Below are 19,028 nucleotides of genomic sequence, written 5' to 3' on the forward strand. Positions count from 1 at the left end.
TTAAGGCCGTCTAACACAGTCTCTACCTTGTTCTTTGGCTTTATACAGAGCTTTGTCCGCAGCCTGAATTAGACCATATACACTATTGCTATCGTCAGGAAAATAGCTAACTCCAATCGAAACGCTAATTGAGTCGAGTTGTTCTCCTTCATGTTCTAGCTTTAGTTTTTTAACTCCAGCTCTAATTTCTTCAGCACGAATGATTGTATCTTCAATTGAAGCATCTGGCATTACAATAACTAGTTCTTCTCCACCATAGCGACAAGCAATATCGTATTGACGGATTTGTGATATAAGATAAGTTCCTAGTTGGCTCAATACTAAATCTCCAGCACTATGACCATGGTTATCATTGAAGCGTTTGAAATAGTCCACGTCGATCATCAGAACGCTGACAAATTGTTTTTTACGTTGAGCTCGATTAATTTCTTTGGTTAAAGTCTCTTGTAAATAGCGACGGTTATATAAACCTGTAAGAGGATCGCGCAAGCTTTGAAATCTTAGTTTTTCCTGAAGTTTTAGATTGGCAAAAGAAATAGCAAGATTTTGTGCTATGGTTTCAGCTAAATCTTGAACTGATTGACTAATTGCGTCCAAATAATCGAAGCGCAGGTACAACATCCCAATAATTCCTCTCTCGGCAATCATAGGTAAACAAAGACTTGGCTTTAAAGTGGCTTTAGCGTCTATGTGGGAGCAATATAATCCTGAGGTTTGGGGATGAACTTGATGGGGATTGCCTCGTCGTATTGCCCAACATTCTTTAGGGTCAAAGTTCCCATCACTATGCGGAATTCCCCAAGCTGCGATCGCATCTAATAGATTTTTGCTGTTGTTCATTAAATAAACCGCACCGTGAGTATTGGGAAATAATGGTCTGAGCAAATCGGCAAGAACTTCTTTTGCTTCATCTATGCTGGCACAAGCTTGAATAAATTCATTCATTTCTGTAAGTTTAATTCTGGCTTGATTAGTTTTTTCTAAGGCCAAAATTTGCTCTTCAAGTTTTTGATTTAGTTCTTTGGTTTGAGTAATATCCCGTGCTATCCCCAAAATTTGCTCGGGGCTACCATCAGCATCGCGAGTAAAAATAGTAATTTTGTCGTGTAGCCAATACCATTGACCTTGAGTATTTTTGATCCGATATTCTAGTTCTAAATAGTTGTCATTTTTAAGCAAAAGGCATTCATTAAACTGCTGCTTTACGGCTACTAAATCTTCAGGATGAATTAGTCGATCTAACAAGCCATCTCTAAATTTTTGCAGCTCTAAGGGTGTATAGCCTAGTAAGTCAGTGATAAAAGGATTGCAGTAAATATTCCTATTTGTCACTAAATCATAAATATAAAGAATATTAGGGGTTAAATCGATCAGTTTTTCTCTAAATTCAGTACTTTCCTGTAAGTCTTGATTAGCTTTGATTAAAGCAGTAGTTTTTTCCTGCACCCGTTCTTCTAATTGTTGATTGAGCAAAACCACTTTTTCTCTAGCAGTTTCTTTAGCCATGATTTGCTCATTTAGTTGCTGGTTTAAATTGGCTAATTCTTGGGGGGAGGGAAGATTTAAAGCTTTGGGAATCAAAGGTATTAGAGAAAGAGCAGTATACAAAGAAACTAAGGCGGTAATTGCTTTTAGTATTCCATAAATCCAATAATTAGGATGCCAAAGAGTCCATATTTCTGCAAGATGGGTAGTGCCACAAGATAAAATAAAAGCCCCAAAAAGAATAAAGATATTTTTAAAGGGTAAATTTTCTACTTTACGAACAAAATAAATTAAAAATATAGGAATTGAATAATAAGCGACCGCAATAAAGGCATCAGCAGTAACGTGCAGTGCAACTAAAGGTGTTTGCCACAAATAACAATGTCCATGAGGAATATATTGGACATTAAATAATAGCAGCTGTGTCAATAAATTCATCGGTCGCTAATCGTAGATACTTTTCAAAAACAATTCACTAAATTTAGCCGAAGAAACTAGCTATCGCCAACTACCATAAGATATAAGTAAATACCACAGTTATCAGTAAACTTTTAAAAGCTAAAAACGGAAATATTTAAATTTAGTAATTAGTAATTAGTTGTCTATTAATAGTAGATAGAGGAACTTTATAGAAGTATTGTTGCTGAAAATGCTCTTCTTTAATCGCTAGTAGAAAAGAATTAATATAGATTTGTATTTCTGGATTTATTGTTTTTGGGTTGAAGGAAAATTGATATAAATTGTTTGAATATCTGCATTCAAAACCTGCTTGTTCTAACGCTTGTAGTCCTAAATAAAAACTGCGATCGCCTAGATTTAGTTTTGCCTGTAGTTGATTTTTACTGACTTGTTTTTGGGTGCGACTTAAAAATTTGGCAATGCCAACTAGCTGCTGCCAGATTTTAGCGACATCGGTTAATCGATCGGGATGATATGCCAAGACTAAAGAGCGATCGCTGGTAACTGCATAATCATATTCTCGGCGGATATCACTCCAGTTACTAGGACATTGCTGTAGCAAGCGGACTGGTTGGGCTAACACTTCTAAATCGTCTAATTTATCAGAAGCAAAACGACGATCTATTACTGGATGTGTTTGGTCTATGGCTGAATTTGACCATGAAGTTTCTGATATTAAACGTACCGCAACTAATCTAATTTCATAGCGTTTACTGTAGGTATTAAAATCCAATTCAGCGATCGCTTCGCATTTTCCCGTTACAGGAATTTCATCTCGATAATGTCCCCACCAAATACCAGGAAATCCTTGATTAGTTGAATCATCCCAAATGTTAAAAGTGGTCTTAATATATTGAATTTTTTGACCACGATTGTCTTGAATATTTTTATGCCAAGCGTTTTTAAACCAGCAGTTTTTAATTAATAATTTGGGAATAGGATTACCCATGCCATAAGGTTCAAGCTGTCTTAACTCATTAAACAATTCCTGACCCAAATCCGCTACCGTCACTGATAAATCAATATCTATCTGGGGCATCATTTGGGCTACATTAGTCTGTTGACGTAGCTGTTGATTAATTCCTTCTCTAAACAAACTTAAATTAGATAAGGGTAAACTTAAACCCGCAGCAAAGGGATGTCCGCCAAAGCGATGTAATAAGTCAGACTGAGATTTAACTAGCTGATATAGATCGATGCCGTTAACCGATCTGGCAGATCCACGCGCCATTATTTCTGCTGCATCATCTACTCCGCCACTGCTAAGTAAAACCGTGGGACGACCATATTCTTGAGCAATTTGTCCCGCAGCCAAACCCAGCACACCCCCTTGCCATTGAGGATCTTCGAGGACGATTACTGAGGTGGTAGATAAATCTAGCTGCTGTAGTTTTTTAGTGACTTGTTGAATCGTGTCTTTTTGCAAAGACTTGCGACGAGTATTAGCCAATTCCGCTTCTTCGGCAAGCTGACTACAGCGTTGAGCATCCTGACTGGTAAGCAACTCCACACAAAAACTAGCATCACCGTGAATACGGCTAACCGCATTAATTCTAGGACCTAAACCAAAAGAAATATCGGTCGGGCGATCGCCATTACGACGACACAAATCCAATAACTTGGCTACCCCAGGACGATTCATTTTCTCAGGATCGATCTGTTTTTGTAACTGTTTAATTCCGATCTGGGCTAGATAACGACAGTCACCTTTTAATTCTACCAAGTCGGCAATTAGACCAATAGCAACCAGATCCAATAAATTCTCAAGTGGCTGATTTGGGACATCGGGCAAGGTTTCATACAGTGCTTCAACCAATTTATAGGCTACTGCTACCCCAGAAAGATGATAAAGAGGATGGTTGGTTTCTAAGTAACGAGGGTTGATAATCGCCGTAACTTCAGGGCGAGATTCAGGTAAAGTATGGTGATCGGTAACAATAATATCGATGCCCAACTCATGAGCATAACTAATCTCTTCCAAGTTAGTGCTACCAGTGTCGCAGGTAACGATCAGCTTTGTCCCTGTTTCAGCTAATCTAGCAATACCAGAATTATTTAAACCATGAGATTCTCTCAGACGATTGGGAATATAATAATCTAGCTGCAAATGCTGCGGAAAAAACTGCCCTAAGCCGTCCCACAGGACACTAGTTGAAGTAATCCCATCTGCGTCAAAATCGCCCCAAATTGCTACCTTTTCAGCGCGATCGCGTGCCTGCTGCAAACGAGCGATCGCCCACTCCATTTCTGTGCCAAAAACAAAAGGGCTAGCAGGCTGATATAAAGCTGGATTCAAAAAACCAGGTAATTGTGCTAAATCTTGCATCCCCCTTTGCCATAACAGCTGCGCGCAATAATTAGACTCTCTACCAGTAATTTGCTGTACGCCCTCAACAAACTCTTGGGGCGCTGATTTAGCATTTAACATTTAACATTTAGCATTTAACAAAAAACTGCATATCCTACTTAGTTTCAGACATATTTTAGTTTAGACAAAAAATAATTAACGAGGTTGAGCAAATGACTTTACTAATAACTTTGACTTTAACTGGCGTTGCAGGTTATCTAAACATGACTCTTACAGAAGAAATCGAAGCTGTATTCGCTGGGTTAGTCGCCTGTCTTGGTTTATGTCTCAGTTTATTCTTTGCTCCCGTATTACTCAAACTAGCCTTGCTTGCTATATTACTTCTATTGCCTAAAGCAAATTTAGTCTAACTTTCAAAGCTGTTAACTCTTGATACGTCTAGTGTCAATTAAGCTATTTTATCCAATTGATACTTAACTATTGAGCGATTTAGTAAATTTTGAACCAAGGAATTTTGCAAAAGACTAACATCGGGTAGCGTATCAGCAGTAAAAACGTATTCCTGCTTTAGTTTCAACCCCACTTTTTCCATTACTCTTGTAGATGCTAGATTTTCAGCCAAAGCCCAAGCGACTATCTTATCTATCTTTGATTCGGTAAAACTTTTATCGACTAATGCTTGAGCTACCTCGGTGGCATAACCTTTACCCCAACTTTGTTGACAAAGACGATAACCCAATTCAATGGCACCAGATTCAACCAGATTCAATTGTTGCAGTAATTTAAAATCAACTTCGGGGCGTAAAAATATCCAGCCGATAAACTCTTGACTAGATTTCTTAATTATTGCCCAAAAGCCCAAGTTTTTATCTTGCTCATAGTAGCTCATTGCATAAGGTAAAAAATTATTCGCAATCTCCTCACTATTACTAACCAATCCACCATTGATATAGCGCATTACATCAGGATCGCTATCCAAAGCAACCAGGTTGTCTAAATCATTTTTAGTTATCTGACGCAAAATTAATCTGGAAGTTTCTAAAAAAATCTTCATCAAACCTAGACAAAACCAACCAATTAACAATATCTGCGTTCATCTGCGTACTCTTCGAGAAGCCGCTTCGCGTCTACATCTGTGCGACGCGCAGCTAGTCCTTTAGGGGACATAATCCAATCCTAAAACACAGTCAAAAAACACAAAATCAAAGCTTCACTCCATTCTACTATCGCGCCATAAGTATCCCCTGTATGTCCCCCTAGTTGCCTGTAAAACCAATATCCTGTCAACAGCGCGATCGCACTATTGACTACAACAATCAACCCTACCTGCCACCAAGACAGATATCTCACCGTAAACCAGAAAGCACTTTGACACAGTAAAAAAAATAAACCTAATAAAATATCTTGGGGTAAACGCAGATTTTCTTTATGAAATGAACCTTTCCCTGTTTCTCTCAGATAAGGATAAAAGGCGATCGCTCCTACCTGCCCCCATCTAGCCCAACCTGTGGCTGAAAGCAACACTAACCACAAAGGCAGCGACATTTCACTTAAGGATACTGTTTTAAGCAAGAGAATTATTATGGCTGCCATTGCTCCAAATGCCCCCGTGGCACTGTCTTTCATAACTTCTAGGCGACGTTTTGGATCGGTAACAGACAATCCATCCGCAGTATCCATTGCCCCATCTAAATGTAAGCCTCCTGTTATAATTACCCAGGCTGTCACAACCAGCGCACTACGGGTTAAATTTGGTATTCCACAAGAGCGTAACAGTATTTGCCCTAAAGCTAGCAATGCTCCAATCAACAAACCCACCACAGGACACCAACGAGCAATACGCGACCAATTATTTGTCCATTCCGTAGGCAAAGGAAAAATAGTATAAAATATTACACTACTATTTAATGAGGCGATCGAGTCACTAATCCATGACCCAAGATCATTAATCGATATTTTTGACACAGACGAACACTTAATTAAAATTTGATTAAATATGTGGGAAATGTTGGGCTAATATTGTTTCATAAGCTACTTTATTTTTACGGCATATTTCTAACAACAAAAATATCTAGCCAGGTAATTTGAAAATTCAAATATACTTTTTATGAGTAAACATCAGCGCATGGAGTCTTTAGCCGCACCCTGTATTGTAGATGAAGGGATTGTAATTAACCAAGATGATATTAGACGTTTACTAGCTGATTTGTCTCATGTCCATTATGTTCATACGATGGATGGGCAAATAAGTAGTGAGGGCAAAGGATTTATTCAAGAAATCTTTAGTGATTTTAATCAATCTACTTTGATTGCCAATAGGAAAATCTATATCAATCTCCAAAGTTTTGATTATCTGCATTTAAGTAAATATACTGAAGACCAGACCTGTTTTGACCTAGTTCAAGATAATCGTCAGCTACGTCTAATTCCCATCTCTCGCACTATTGCTCCTCAAACCATAGCTAAAAATCTTGATGCCGAAGCTATTGAAGCCATGGTCACTGAAGTTTTGTCAGCACGTTTGGATGTACAGCTTGATGATGAAGACTTTTAATATAGCGTAAGCTATTAGCTATTAACTATTAGCTCTTAGCTGAGGATAAAAATAAATAGTGGGATTTTCATTTGAATGTCAGGCAAGCTGTAGTCACACCAAGGCGCGGGCAGGAGTTTTTCATACTCCTCATGGACTAGTAGAGACACCCAGGTTTATGCCCGTTGGCACTTTGGCAACCGTAAAAGGAATCATTCCGCAACAGTTAGAAGCAGCCAAGGCTCAAATGATTTTGGCAAATACTTATCATCTTCATTTACAGCCAGGGGAGGAGATAGTTAGGGAGGCTGGAGGACTACATAGTTTTATGGCTTGGGATCAGCCGATTTTGACGGATTCAGGTGGATTTCAAGTTTTTAGTCTTAGCGAAATGCGCCAAATCTCAGAAGAGGGGGTGACATTCAAATCTCCCCGCGACGGTAGTATTATTAAGCTCACTCCAGAGCGTTCGATTCAAATTCAAAATGCTTTGGGTGCAGACGTAATCATGGCATTTGATGAATGTCCTCCCGCCGACGCAACTAAAGAGCAGGTAGAAGCAGCTACCGATCGCAGCTATCGCTGGTTAAAAAGATGTGTTGAAACGCACCATAATACGAATAAACAGGCTTTGTTTGGTATCGTCCAGGGAGGAATATATTTAGACCTAAGAAAAAGGGCTGTAGAGCAATTAGCGGCATTAAACTTACCTGGATATGCGATCGGTGGGGTAAGCGTCGGCGAAGATCCAGAATTGATTAACGCTACGGTTAAATATACCGCTCCGTTATTACCTGCTGATAAACCCCGCTATCTAATGGGTGTAGGAACTTATCGAGAAATGGCACAGGCGATCGCCGCTGGCATAGATTTGTTTGATTGTGTGATTCCAACTCGTCTTGGTCGTCATGGTACGGCTTTAGTGCAGGGAAAACGCATGAATCTGAAAAATGCTCAGTATAAAAGAGACTATCAGCCTCTCGACGAAACCTGTGCTTGTTACGCTTGTCAAAATTTTAGTCGTGCCTATCTCAATCACATGGTGCGATCGCAGGAAATGTTGGGCTATATTATGTTATCTCTACATAACATTACTGAATTAATTCGTTTTACTCAGCAAATCCGTGGCTCAATTTTACAGGGAACTTTTGTGACTGAGTTTGCTAATTGGCTCGACGATCGACTTTAGTCAATTGATGATGATTATACCAATTCTCGCGCATTAGCTAGAGAGATATAGCCGTACCAAGTTAAGTTAGGACACATAGATTATCGGCTTCATTAGTAGCCCGTGTATGATTTGCGACGCGAAGCTATATGCCCTAAAGGACTAACTTCGTGTCGCGAAGCGGTATCCGTGATAGAGTCCTTTAGGGCAATCACGGATTCACGGATAAACCGCACTCCGCCCTTCGGTCTCGTAGCTTCTTGAAGCAGTCCTAAAGGATACACCTTCGGATATCGCTATACTTGGGCTTTGCCCAAGACCGCCCTAAAGGATAAGCTTCGCGTCCGCTGCTCCGCTTATCCGTGCCGAGACTAGCTGAGTCCGAAAACTATCGCTCAACCAAAACCCAAACCTTTACCGCCAGCAACTATGCTACCAGATAATAACAGTAATTTTACTGGCAATATACAAAGCTATGTACTCAATCGTCAAGGCTTAGTCGATCGCTTATTGCTCGATAACGGCATTCAGGTGAAATTTGCGCCACACCTGAGCGATCGCCTGATAGCAATTGCTCAAATAGGTTCTCAAATAAGCGTACAGGGCAACCCTGGCGTGCCGACTAATGGCACATAAGTTAAGTTTCCCCCTCATATTGGCGATCGCATGGCATTCATGGCTCAAGATAATGCAGAGATTGAAGTTGAAGGTTTAGGGATCGAGAACGACTAAGGCGACAGTTATTGAAGCATCTTTGCTGCGGGTGGATGGTCAGCCACTTGATTTGTTGAGCGAACGACCAAAAAAACCTATTTAATCATGCTTTCAACGTCATTTTTTGGTCATCTTTAATTGAAACACTAATAGTGTAAAAATTATGGCAAAGATCAAATGACTTCTACCCAGTTAAAATACGGTGTTGGTATTCTTCCCGATCGCCAAAAGCTGATAAAAGCCTGTCAAGAATTGCGTCAATATAATTTTTCTTTTAAAAATGTGGCTGCCATATCTGCAACAGAAGGTGCGCTCAAAGGTGCAGCAGCGGGTGGAACTACAGGAGGCTTGTTAGCATTTATTATCGGTTTGGGTGCGATCTTAATTCCTGGGATTGGCTTACCTCTGGCAGCCGAATCTTTATTCACAGTGTTGTTGGGAACTGGAGCTAGTTCTACTGTAGGCGGTTTTGTTGGCGGGATGCGAGGCTGGTTTTTGCCCGAAGAAGCTGCACGCATATATCGCGATCGCCTATTACAAGGTGATTATTTAGTTATTGTCAAAGGTAATGAAGCCGAACTAGCTCACGCTCGATTGCTACTTACTCATTGGGGAATTAAAGAGTGGCGCGTCTACGATGAATCTGAGCGTATGCTTAAAGCTTGATTTTCTGTTTCCAATTTAAGCAAAAGATTGCTATTTTCGGTAAAATTTATCATTTTTTGGTCATGTTTATTGCCGATACTAAACCAGAGACATAGCAATTTTTATATTTAGGCAAGAACCATGAATCTAGGTCGATATATTGGCTTGTTGGCTTTAATTTTTTCCCTATATATTCTTTGGCAAATTCGACAATTATTGCTCTTAGTTTTTACTGCTATAGTGTTGGCGACTGCTTTAAATCAATTAGTCAAACTATTACACAGATGGAAGCTAAAGCGTTCTTTAGCTATTTGGTTGAGCATCGGTACTTTACTCATAGTTTTGTCAGTTTTTTTGGTATTAATCGTACCGCCATTTATTCAACAGTTTGAAAGGCTACTAGAATTATTGCCGAGCAGCATAGTAGAAATTGAAGAACTTTTATTAAGAATCAGCGGATTCTTACCAGAACAGCCTTGGTTAGATTTTACAGAAATTGATAACTTATTTCAACAAATTCAACCTTTAATCGATCGCTTTTTAGGCGAATCTTTAAAAATATTTTTTACTTCGATTAATACTATTTTGCAAGTAATCTTAGTATTAGTTTTAACTTTAATGTTGTTAAGCAATCCTGCTCCTTATAAATACTTATTTGTCCGCTTATTTCCCTCATTTTATCGTCAGCGAGTCAGCGAAATTCTGGTACGTTGTGAAACAGCTTTAAGCAGTTGGACGACAGGAATTTTAATTGAAATGCTATTTATTACCGCTTTGAGTGGAATTGGTCTGTGGATCTTGCAAGTTCCTTTGGCATTGGCTCATGCGATTATTGCTGGATTACTTAATTTTATTCCCAATGTTGGACCAACACTAAGCGTATTTTTACCTATGGCGATCGCTCTAATCGATGCTCCGTGGAAAGCAGGAGCAGTTCTTATTTTATATGTAATTATCCAGCAAATTGAGAGCTACTGGTTAACGCCGACAATTATGGCCAAACAAGTATCGCTGTTGCCAGCAATCACCCTAACCACTCAATTAATTTTTGCCAGTTTATTTGGCGCATTAGGGCTGTTAATCGCGTTACCTCTGACGATTGTAGTTGGGACTTGGATCGAAGAAGTATTGTTTAAAGATATTTTAGATAAATGGAAAAAAAGTCTCCAAACCAGAATTTAACCTCAATTCATCCCTGTCACATTTTAATCACATTAAAATTTTAAACTCAAAAGCATTAATGACTAGCAGTAAAATACTTCTGGGTTAACAATGGCGATCGGTAAATCTCAGCAAAACGTAAGCAAAATAACAGCAGCTAAATATCAAGTCTATTCAATCGCTTTTAAGTTTTTAATAATTACGCCGTCGACAATTTGACAATTTTAGGATGAATATCTTTGGAGATTAGTTAAATGATAGCAAGGGAAACAATAGAGTCTGAACAATGGCATAGTCACTCCGTGCAGGAGCTTAGCCGCTATTTAAAAACTAATTTAGCAACTGGCTTAACTTCAACCGAAGTCAGACAAAGACAAGAGCAATATGGTGCTAACAAACTTAAAAGCAAACCAAAAAAAAGTCCGATAATTAAATTTCTTCAACAATTTAATCAGCCGTTGCTTTATATATTGCTGATTGCGGGTACAGTAAAAGCTTTTTTGGGGGAATGGGTCAATGCTTGGGTAATTTGGGCTGTAACTTTAATTAATGCCATTATTGGTTTTGTGCAAGAAGCCAAAGCCGAAAATGCGATCGCTGCTTTAGCTTCTGCCGTTCAAACCGAAACGACAATCCGTCGTAATGATAAAAAGGTGCGGGTTGATTCAACCGAATTAGTTCCAGGAGATCTAGTGTTACTGGTTTCTGGGGATAAAGTCCCTGCCGATCTACGCTTGATTGAGGCTAAAAGTTTACAGATCAACGAGTCTGCATTGACTGGAGAATCGGTTGCCGTTGAGAAAAATATCCAGTCCCTTGAATCAAATACACCGTTAGCAGAACGCAACAATATGGCGTATGCAGGTAGCTTTGTTACCTTTGGACAGGGAACGGGAGTTGTGGTTGGGATTGGCGAAGCTACAGAAACGGGGCGAATTTCCCAGCTAATGCAACAACAAACCAATCTTACTACCCCCTTAACCCGCAAGTTTGACAAATTCAGTCGCACTTTACTTTACGTAATTTTGACAGTGGCTGCCTTTACCTTCGCTGTCGGTTTAGGCTATGGCAATTCCTGGGTTTCCATGTTCGAGGCAGCAGTTGCTCTCACCGTCAGCGCGATTCCGGAAGGTTTGCCTGCTGTGGTTACGGTAACATTAGCTATTGGTGTTTCGCGAATGGCGCGCCGTCATGCCATTATTCGCAAACTACCTGCTGTAGAAACTTTGGGCAGTGCGACAGTTATTTGTTCCGACAAAACTGGCACGCTGACTGAAAACCAAATGACAGTCCAGGCTATCTATGCAGGAGGGGAGAGATATACCGTTAGTGGCACGGGTTATGCTCCTGAAGGCGAAATTGTAGTTGCAAAAACAGCAGAATCTTCAACTAAAGGTTCTGGTTTGAGTAACAAACATCTCAAACACAAGGTTGTTCTCTTGGAATGTCTCAGGGCGGGACTACTGTGTAGTGACTCTCATATAGAAGTGAAACAAGGAGAATGGGTTGTGTTGGGCGATCCGACTGAAGGAGCATTGATTGCTGCTGCTAATAAAGTGGGATTTACTCAAGCCGATTTAGCAGAAGCAATGCCCAGACTAGATGTAATTCCTTTTGAGTCCGAGTATCAATATATGGCAACTTTGCACGAGGCAGAAAATGACAGAGACTCTTCATCAAGAATAATTTACGTCAAAGGTTCGGTTGAGGCAATTCTTTCTCGCTCCAAGCAAATATTAGACCTTGAAGGTAATCTCGAACCTATACAGTCACAAATAATCTCTAATGAAGCCGATCGCATGGCCGCCAAAGGATTGCGAGTCTTAGCCTTCGCCCAAAAATCCGTACCAGAAACACATGGTTCACTCCAGCACCAAGATATTGAAACAGAACTGGTATTTTTAGGATTACAGGGAGCGATTGACCCTCCCCGAAAAGAAGCGATTGAAGCGATAAGAGCCTGTCAATCGGCAGGAATTGAGGTCAAGATGATCACGGGCGATCATGCCGTTACTGCTAGTGCGATCGCTTCGAGCATGGGATTGCAGCATCAAGGCGGAGTTTTGGCATTTACAGGGCGAGAACTCACTCAGATGAACGAACTTGAACTAACTAATGCCGTAACCGACGGAGTTGTGTTTGCTCGGGTTGCTCCCGAACAGAAGCTGCGCCTAGTCGAAACTCTGCAAGCTACAGGAAAAGTAGTAGCCATGACGGGGGATGGAGTTAATGATGCTCCCGCTCTCAAACAGGCAGACATTGGTATTGCTATGGGTCAAGCGGGAACGGAAGTAGCTAAAGAGGCAGCCGACATGATTCTCACCAATGATAATTTTGCCTCAATTGAAGCCGCAGTCGAAGAAGGGCGTACAGTCTATCGCAATTTACTCAAGGCGATCGCTTTTATCTTACCCGTCAACGGTGGCGAATCGATGACCATTGTAATTAGTGTCTTGCTAGCAAGGGCTTTACCAATTTTATCCTTACAGGTCCTTTGGCTTAATATGATTAATTCCCTGGCTATGACCGTTCCTTTAGCCTTTGAGCCCAGATCGGCAAAAACAATGGATCGACCCCCCCTCCCTGCCAACGAACCACTACTCGATCGCAAATTGTTGATGCGTATCTTGGTTATTTCTTTATTTAATTGGCTATTAATTTTTGGCGTATTTGAATGGATTAATAGTACTACAGGTAATATCGACTTAGCTCGGACAATGGCAATTCAAGCTTTAGTAGCAGGAAGAATTTTTTATCTTTTAAGTATTAGTCAATTAGGAGCGGCTCTAGTTTCAATCATTCGAGGCAGGGTAGCAAAAATCACCGATACTCCTGCTATTGTTATCGGTATCGTCGGCACGATAGTTTTGCAGGTCATCTTCAGTCAATGGAGTTTGATGAATAGTTGGTTCTTGACTGCGCCACTTGAGGTAAATCAATGGCTAATTTGTTTTTTGCTTGGTTTGCCCATAATTCCGATAGCAATATTGGTCAATCGTTTCGATCCTCTTGATTAATTTTTAGTAAGACAGTAAGACAGTCAATAGCCCAAAAATTGCTAAGTACCAAATTAATTTCAGTGATTCCTTCAATAGCGATCGCCACTTAAAGAGAATACGATGAAAAATAAAACTATAGCTATCTCACCATAAATGTTGCTCAATAAAAAGCCATCAGAGAAGATGAATAAATATTTAACAACCGCCATTTCTCTCGTTGGCATGACCACTGGAATCTGGTTAACTTCAGAAAACGTGGCAAGAGCAGATCACTCATTAGCAAGTGCCATGTCCGATTCTGAAACGATCGCGCAAGTAGTAACTCAGATTCAGTCCTCTAACGGTGTTGTTTGTGACACGGATAACTCGAATCAAATCTATTACTATCCGTCTGAGCAAGGGGAATCAGGAAGTGCCTGGAAACAGATTGCCCTGTGCTTTCAAAACCAAGATTCTCTGGTGAAAGCACGAGAGTATTTCGTGAATGGCGGTTCTTTAGGTTTCTACGGTGCATCTGGTATTGTAGGCGTGCTGGTCGTTTCTTATACTTGGGATGATTATCGAGCGGGAAACCTAATTTCTATTGAATATAAATGATGCGGGTAAAGTAGTACCACGTCTAGGCTAAAATGCTGGGCTGATTCCCCCAAGGCGAGCGACCCACAGAGCCTATCAGCCCCGTTCGCCGAAAGGCGTTTATCCTCATTGCGGTGGGTGCAAGGGCAAGAGTGCGGCTTGAGCGTGAATGCGCGAGAAAGGGGTTAGGGGCTGAAAATAATTTTAATACTTAATAATATTAGCCTAGACGCGCTCTTTTGGTTGGGTTTCACTATCGTTCTAACGCCACTTGCAGAAGACGGAGGATACCTCCACGACGCGAAGCTAGTCCTAAAGGATAAGCTTCGCAAATGCTAAAGCATACCGCTTCGAGACCGAAGGGAATCCTTTAGGGCAAATCATGCACGGGCAACCCAGTGGCTCCCCAACCTACCAAGTCTCTTATTACTTTTGAGAGATGGTATAATTTTAGACTGATATTTTATCTAAGTGCTGTAATTCCTCTAATACTCCCGACACAGATGCTCTTAACGCCTGATGCACTGCTTCCATTTTGGCTAAGTCTGGCTGGTGAGTCCATTCATTCATGAAAAACTTTTTGACTTCAATAGCTAATACGCAGGCAGAACGAGGAAAATTCGTGTGAATCCACTTACTAAAATGTCCTCCTTTAAACTTAACGTTTTCTCGAATATCTAACTGTCTACCTAGAAAATCAAAGCGTCTCATATCGTGGATAAATCGCTCGAGCACAGGTTGCCAATATTCTCGGTCAAGAGTTCCCGTTCCTAAATTGATCTCTGGATTGTGTAATTCCTCAGCAGGAGAAGCGTGCATTCCCTGACGATAGTGGTTGTAGGTATGCAAATCGTAAACAACAAAGCGTCCGTAGCGTTGTTCCAATGTCCGACAAATTTGACCAACTTTAGTATAGAAAGCATCATACTCCGCTAAAGTTCGTTCGATTAAATCCTGGGGCGGTTGTTCGTGCCAAACTTTGAAGCCCCAAGAATCTTCGGGGTTGAGATAAATAGCTCGATCGCGGGGACGATTGAGATCGAGTTCAAAACGCGATCGCAAAACCACCAGCCTCGTTTGGGCAATGTTTGTCCAGGCAGCCGTAAAAGGATCTTCTTCCCGCTTGCGCTCGTCTGAGCTAATAGCCATCAGCTGTTTTACTTCCGAGCGTACATAATGACCGTCGTGAAGAGCTACGGCAACCATTGGTTGGTGTCCCTCTGTTGATATCCAAAGCTGTGACATATCTTTCTCAATCTTTTTGTTGGTATGAATTTGTAGACAAACTAGTACTTTGTTATTAAATTACCCAGATAGTTAAAAAACATCTGTTAAATATAAACATTGACAGACTAAAAAATTTGTTAGACAGCAGACACAAAGCCATATTTAATTAACGTGATTGTTCAACGAGAAGTATTGACTCTTGAGACTCAATACTCGGTGCAACTGGGTTAGACTACGACAAGCAGATATAACAGATATTTCTCGCTCTCCCGAAGGGAGAGGGAACAGGTAATAGGTAATAGGCAAAAGTTTGGTTGTTGCCTCTTGTCTTGAATTACTTATGGCTAATTTGGGCAACAGTAGTTTTTAGTGCGTTGAACAGTATTGAGATCATAAGCGATCGCTCTGTGGTCATACCAGCGCAAACAAGCAGTTTAATCGAAAACCCTATATTACCAAATAGATAACCATGCAAATTACTACAGCCGAGAGAACTAAACAAATCCCAGAAATTCTCAGTCAACGTCTGCCTCTGAGAGCAAAAATTGCTACTGCTGAATCAAATTTGCGCTCGCTGGCTCATTCATTAGAAAATTTAGCTGCAAATCGCGATCGCTTAATTATTCAACAGCGGAGTGGAACATGGTCGGGTTTCCCGACCGTTTCCTCCGCTCAAGTTAGTGAACCAGAAGCCCAAAATCTACAGCAACTAAATTTCCACCGCCTGCAAACTCAAATTCAATCTCAGTTAACAGGATTAAATTTGCTCAAAAGTCGCTTTAATCGCGACACGATCAATTATTGGGGTTATTGGTCGTGCGGGACAGGGAAAAAGCCGTTTATTACAGAGTTTGACAGGACTATCTAATAACGAAATACCTACAGGCGATCGCGGACACTGTACGGGAGTTCGCAGTACAATTCAACATCAACCTGGAATAGATACCTACGGCGAGATTACTTTTCATTCCGAGCATTCTTTTCTACAAGAAGTCATCGCTCTCTACTACCAAGATTTAGATTTGGGTCAAGTACCCTACAGTTTAGCTGAGTTTGCTAATAATCCTTTGCCGTCTTGTCCCACTCATCTAGCTAATACGGCAGTAGCGGCAGGGAAATACGAGTATCTTGAAAGATATCACCAGCATCTCCCTCAATATCGTCATCTATTGTCAAAATCAACCCCAATTAAGCTTATTAAACAGCAAATTAGAGAATATGTGGCTCAAGATAACCTTGCAGGGGAACGAGTCTATTACAACTATCTTGCAGTCAAAGCAGCCAAAATATTTTGTCCTTTTCCCCATCCCGATATCGGACAAATTGCTTTGATTGATATGCCAGGATTGGGAGATACAGGAGTAGGAGACGAAAGTAGACTAATTGAAATTTTGGCGCAGGATGTCGATCTAGTATTGTTTGTTAGAATGCCTCGACCAATGAGAGATTTTTGGGCAGATGTAGATGTCAAGCTTTACGATGCAGCCAATTCTGCTTTAACCGCTTTACCTTTTAAACAATGGTCATTTCTAGTTCTCAATCAAACTAGAAAAGATTCTCCCATCGGCGATAATTCTATTCTCTGTCAAGATTTAGCAAGCGATCGCGAAAATAAAGGACTGTATTTTGCTGACTGTATTACGGCTAATTGTGCAGATGTATCTGCAACTAATCAAGATCTTCTTGACCCTGTATTGAATTATTTAGTTGACAATATTACCAAACTCGATCGCCAGTACACATCTTCTTGTCAGGATGGATTGCTCCAGCTGCAACAGCAGGTAGCAGTAGAATTAGAGCGAGCAACTAAGGTATTAAAGGGTTTTGCATCAAATAATTATTTTCCCAAATTTGTCGAACTGTTTGAGGAGCTTTGGGTAGAATTAGCTAGTGGTTTGGAAGGATTGCTGCAAGATTTACAAGCCGAGAGAGATTTAGAAAACTGGAAATTCAAGCAGCAGGTAGAAGCTGCTGTGGCTGCTTGTCGTGAGGACAATGGTATTCCCACAGAGGATGAGATTGAAAAGCTGCGCCATAGCAAGGGAGGATATCCTAATGCTTATTACGAGTATCTCAACGAAATTCGCGCTCATCTATCCCAACATTTTCTACTTCTAGATGATGTTCTCAAACAGGAAATAAATAAAGTCAAAGCTCAAGTTGCTCAGATACTAATAGAACAAGGTAAATTAGGCAATATAACCGCAGCTAGGGAGTCAGAATTTATTGATGCGATCGCCGAAATAATTCCTGACCATTTAAACCGCCTCAAGTTAGGTTTTCAAACCTTAGCTCAATTCGATCTTTCCTATCGAGGTTTAATTCAGCACCGTATTCGCCAACATCTTGACGATCTCATTCCTGATGAAACCTCCTTGCAACTTTCTCCTTCTCCTTCTGCTGCTGAAGTATTAAGCTGTTTAAATTCCCTCCACGCTGAAGCTATCTATAAATGCGAAACCGCTTTAGACGATCTGTTAGCCGAACCCAATCAAGCTGCATTTGCAATTGTCGAAGAGTTTTTAGACCGTATTTTAAGAGCCAAAAAAGTTAGACAAGAATGGTTGAAATTCTTACAAGAAATCTACGATCGATTTTGGCTAGAGGAATTTGCCGAGTTTGCTCATAATAATAAAATAAGCCAGCAGTGGATTGTAGGAGTCGAAAGCGCGATCGCAGCCAATCAAAAAGACAATTTTCAGCCATTTGGGTATTGATCCCGCTTTTGGGACAAGCAACTTTGAAGCTTAATCTTAGGAAATTTTAATGCAAGAATTAAAAATCACTATGCTGGGTGCAAGTGGAGTAGGTAAGACTACTCTCTTGACAGCAATGTACGAACAATTTGAAAGCAACATTGGTAACACCAATCTGCAACTGACTCCCGATGATGAAAGTGCTGCCATCCTTCAAGATCGTTTAATCGAGTTGAAAAGTTTACTCGATGTCTTTGAAGCTAGAGGCAGAGTAGGAATCGAAGGCACAGAGGCAATGGCTGGGCCTGAGTCTTTACGCTCCTTTACTTTTGGCTTAGGTAAAAAAGGCGAAACGCCATCTCTTAATTTACGCTTTTATGATTACCCAGGAGGATATCATGCAACTCAAGCTACCAAAGAAGAAAAAGAATTTGTCACCAAAATCTTACGCGAATCAACAGCCGTTTTGATTCCTATTGATGCTCCTTCTTTAATGGAAAAAGACGGTAAATTTCACGAAAAAATTAATCGCCCTCAGCAAATTAAAGCTTTATTCAATGCAGCATATCAAAATTTAGACTCTCCTCGCTTAGTAATCTTTGCTCCTATAAAATGCGAGAAATACTTAAAAAATAACCAAACTGCTAAAGAGTTATTAGAGAAAGTTAAACAAGGATATGCACCATTGCTAGATCACTTTAATTCTGCAAGCTTAAATCCTTGGATTGCTAATGTAATTACTCCCGTACAAACAGTTGGTAGCGTTATTTTTTCCCGCCTGGAAGTAGACAGCGAGAATAATCCTCGTTTTTATTTCCGCAAAACCCGACATGATGCTCAATATTCTCCAAGCGATAGCGAACAGCCTTTACGTTATCTGTTACGTTTTCTATTGAAACTTCATCTTGATTCGAGACAATGGAAATTTTTTAATTTTCTCCGCAGTTGGTTGGAGTTAGATAATTATCTCAAAAAAGCAGTTAACGAATTTGCTCGTGGTTGTAAAACTAACGGCAGTTTTGCTGTAGTCAAAGGCGAAAAATGGCTAAATATTTAA

General features: G+C 40.4%; 17 protein-coding genes. 11 read left to right on the plus strand and 6 right to left on the minus strand.

The genetic code is table 11. From position 1 onward, the window contains the following. A complete protein-coding gene (locus tag V6C71_01790) occupies positions 1-1,923 on the minus strand; it encodes a diguanylate cyclase (protein ID HEY9767222.1) in 1,923 nt (640 codons plus the stop codon). A 142-nt stretch (positions 1,924-2,065) separates the two neighbouring features. After that, positions 2,066-4,372: a single-stranded-DNA-specific exonuclease RecJ gene (recJ, locus tag V6C71_01795; protein ID HEY9767223.1), complete on the minus strand. Its 2,307-nt coding sequence runs from the start codon at positions 4,370-4,372 to the stop codon at positions 2,066-2,068. 92 nt (positions 4,373-4,464) lie between these two features. On the opposite strand from recJ, the gene V6C71_01800 reads away from it, so the two are divergent. Then, positions 4,465-4,662, plus strand: coding sequence for a hypothetical protein (locus V6C71_01800; protein ID HEY9767224.1), 198 nt, complete (start codon positions 4,465-4,467; stop codon positions 4,660-4,662). A gap of 38 nt (positions 4,663-4,700) precedes the next feature. Here the strand turns inward: V6C71_01800 and V6C71_01805 are convergent, their stop codons facing one another. Together V6C71_01805 and cobS are read right to left on the minus strand one after the other, a co-directional pair. Further along, positions 4,701-5,306 (minus strand): GNAT family N-acetyltransferase, encoded by a 606-nt coding sequence (locus V6C71_01805; GenBank protein HEY9767225.1) that lies wholly within the window; start codon positions 5,304-5,306, stop codon positions 4,701-4,703. Between the two features lie 122 nt (positions 5,307-5,428). Further along, positions 5,429-6,217 carry an adenosylcobinamide-GDP ribazoletransferase gene (gene cobS, locus V6C71_01810; protein ID HEY9767226.1) on the minus strand — a complete coding sequence of 263 codons (789 nt, stop codon included), beginning with the start codon at positions 6,215-6,217 and terminating at the stop codon, positions 5,429-5,431. 142 nt (positions 6,218-6,359) lie between these two features. Here cobS and V6C71_01815 point away from each other — a divergent pair, with 142 nt between their 5' ends. The 6 genes from V6C71_01815 to V6C71_01840 all read left to right on the plus strand — a co-directional run bounded on the left by V6C71_01815 (position 6,360) and on the right by V6C71_01840 (position 13,490). Then, a complete protein-coding gene (locus V6C71_01815) occupies positions 6,360-6,806 on the plus strand; it encodes a hypothetical protein (GenBank protein ID HEY9767227.1) in 447 nt (148 codons plus the stop codon). 58 nt (positions 6,807-6,864) lie between these two features. After that, positions 6,865-7,974, plus strand: coding sequence for a tRNA guanosine(34) transglycosylase Tgt (gene tgt / locus V6C71_01820; protein ID HEY9767228.1), 1,110 nt, complete (start codon positions 6,865-6,867; stop codon positions 7,972-7,974). 408 nt (positions 7,975-8,382) lie between these two features. Then, positions 8,383-8,589, plus strand: a complete 207-nt coding sequence (locus V6C71_01825) for a hypothetical protein (protein HEY9767229.1) — start codon at positions 8,383-8,385, stop codon at positions 8,587-8,589. Positions 8,590-8,844: 255 nt separating this feature from the next. Then, entirely contained in the window at positions 8,845-9,333 is a 489-nt protein-coding gene (locus tag V6C71_01830) for a hypothetical protein (GenBank protein ID HEY9767230.1), read from the plus strand. Between the two features lie 120 nt (positions 9,334-9,453). Next, complete coding sequence (locus V6C71_01835) at positions 9,454-10,494, plus strand: AI-2E family transporter (GenBank protein ID HEY9767231.1); 1,041 nt, start codon at positions 9,454-9,456, stop codon at positions 10,492-10,494. A gap of 233 nt (positions 10,495-10,727) precedes the next feature. Further along, positions 10,728-13,490 (plus strand): HAD-IC family P-type ATPase, encoded by a 2,763-nt coding sequence (locus V6C71_01840; protein HEY9767232.1) that lies wholly within the window; start codon positions 10,728-10,730, stop codon positions 13,488-13,490. Between the two features lie 71 nt (positions 13,491-13,561). On the opposite strand, the gene V6C71_01845 is transcribed toward V6C71_01840, so the two are convergent. Continuing rightward, complete coding sequence (locus V6C71_01845; protein HEY9767233.1) at positions 13,562-13,696, minus strand: hypothetical protein; 135 nt, start codon at positions 13,694-13,696, stop codon at positions 13,562-13,564. Here V6C71_01845 and V6C71_01850 point away from each other — a divergent pair. After that, on the plus strand, positions 13,695-14,069 hold the full coding sequence (locus tag V6C71_01850; protein HEY9767234.1) for a hypothetical protein: 375 nt from the start codon (positions 13,695-13,697) through the stop codon (positions 14,067-14,069). The genes V6C71_01845 and V6C71_01850 overlap by 2 nt on opposite strands. 429 nt (positions 14,070-14,498) lie before the next feature. On the opposite strand, the gene V6C71_01855 is transcribed toward V6C71_01850, so the two are convergent. Further along, the gene (locus V6C71_01855; protein ID HEY9767235.1) at positions 14,499-15,293 is read right to left on the minus strand and encodes an N-formylglutamate amidohydrolase; all 795 of its coding nucleotides are present in this window, start codon (positions 15,291-15,293) and stop codon (positions 14,499-14,501) included. 451 nt (positions 15,294-15,744) lie between these two features. On the opposite strand from V6C71_01855, the gene V6C71_01860 reads away from it, so the two are divergent. From V6C71_01860 to V6C71_01870, 3 genes are read left to right on the plus strand one after another with little or no spacing between them, the layout of a single operon-like run. Beyond that, on the plus strand, positions 15,745-16,143 hold the full coding sequence (locus V6C71_01860) for a hypothetical protein (protein HEY9767236.1): 399 nt from the start codon (positions 15,745-15,747) through the stop codon (positions 16,141-16,143). Further along, a complete protein-coding gene (locus V6C71_01865) occupies positions 16,127-17,992 on the plus strand; it encodes a GTPase domain-containing protein (protein ID HEY9767237.1) in 1,866 nt (621 codons plus the stop codon). Before V6C71_01860 ends, V6C71_01865 begins: the two co-directional genes overlap by 17 nt. A 49-nt stretch (positions 17,993-18,041) precedes the next feature. Continuing rightward, positions 18,042-19,028, plus strand: a complete 987-nt coding sequence (locus V6C71_01870; GenBank protein HEY9767238.1) for a hypothetical protein — start codon at positions 18,042-18,044, stop codon at positions 19,026-19,028.

Source organism: Coleofasciculaceae cyanobacterium (assembly GCA_036703275.1).
In the GTDB taxonomy this organism is placed as follows: domain Bacteria; phylum Cyanobacteriota; class Cyanobacteriia; order Cyanobacteriales; family Xenococcaceae; genus Waterburya.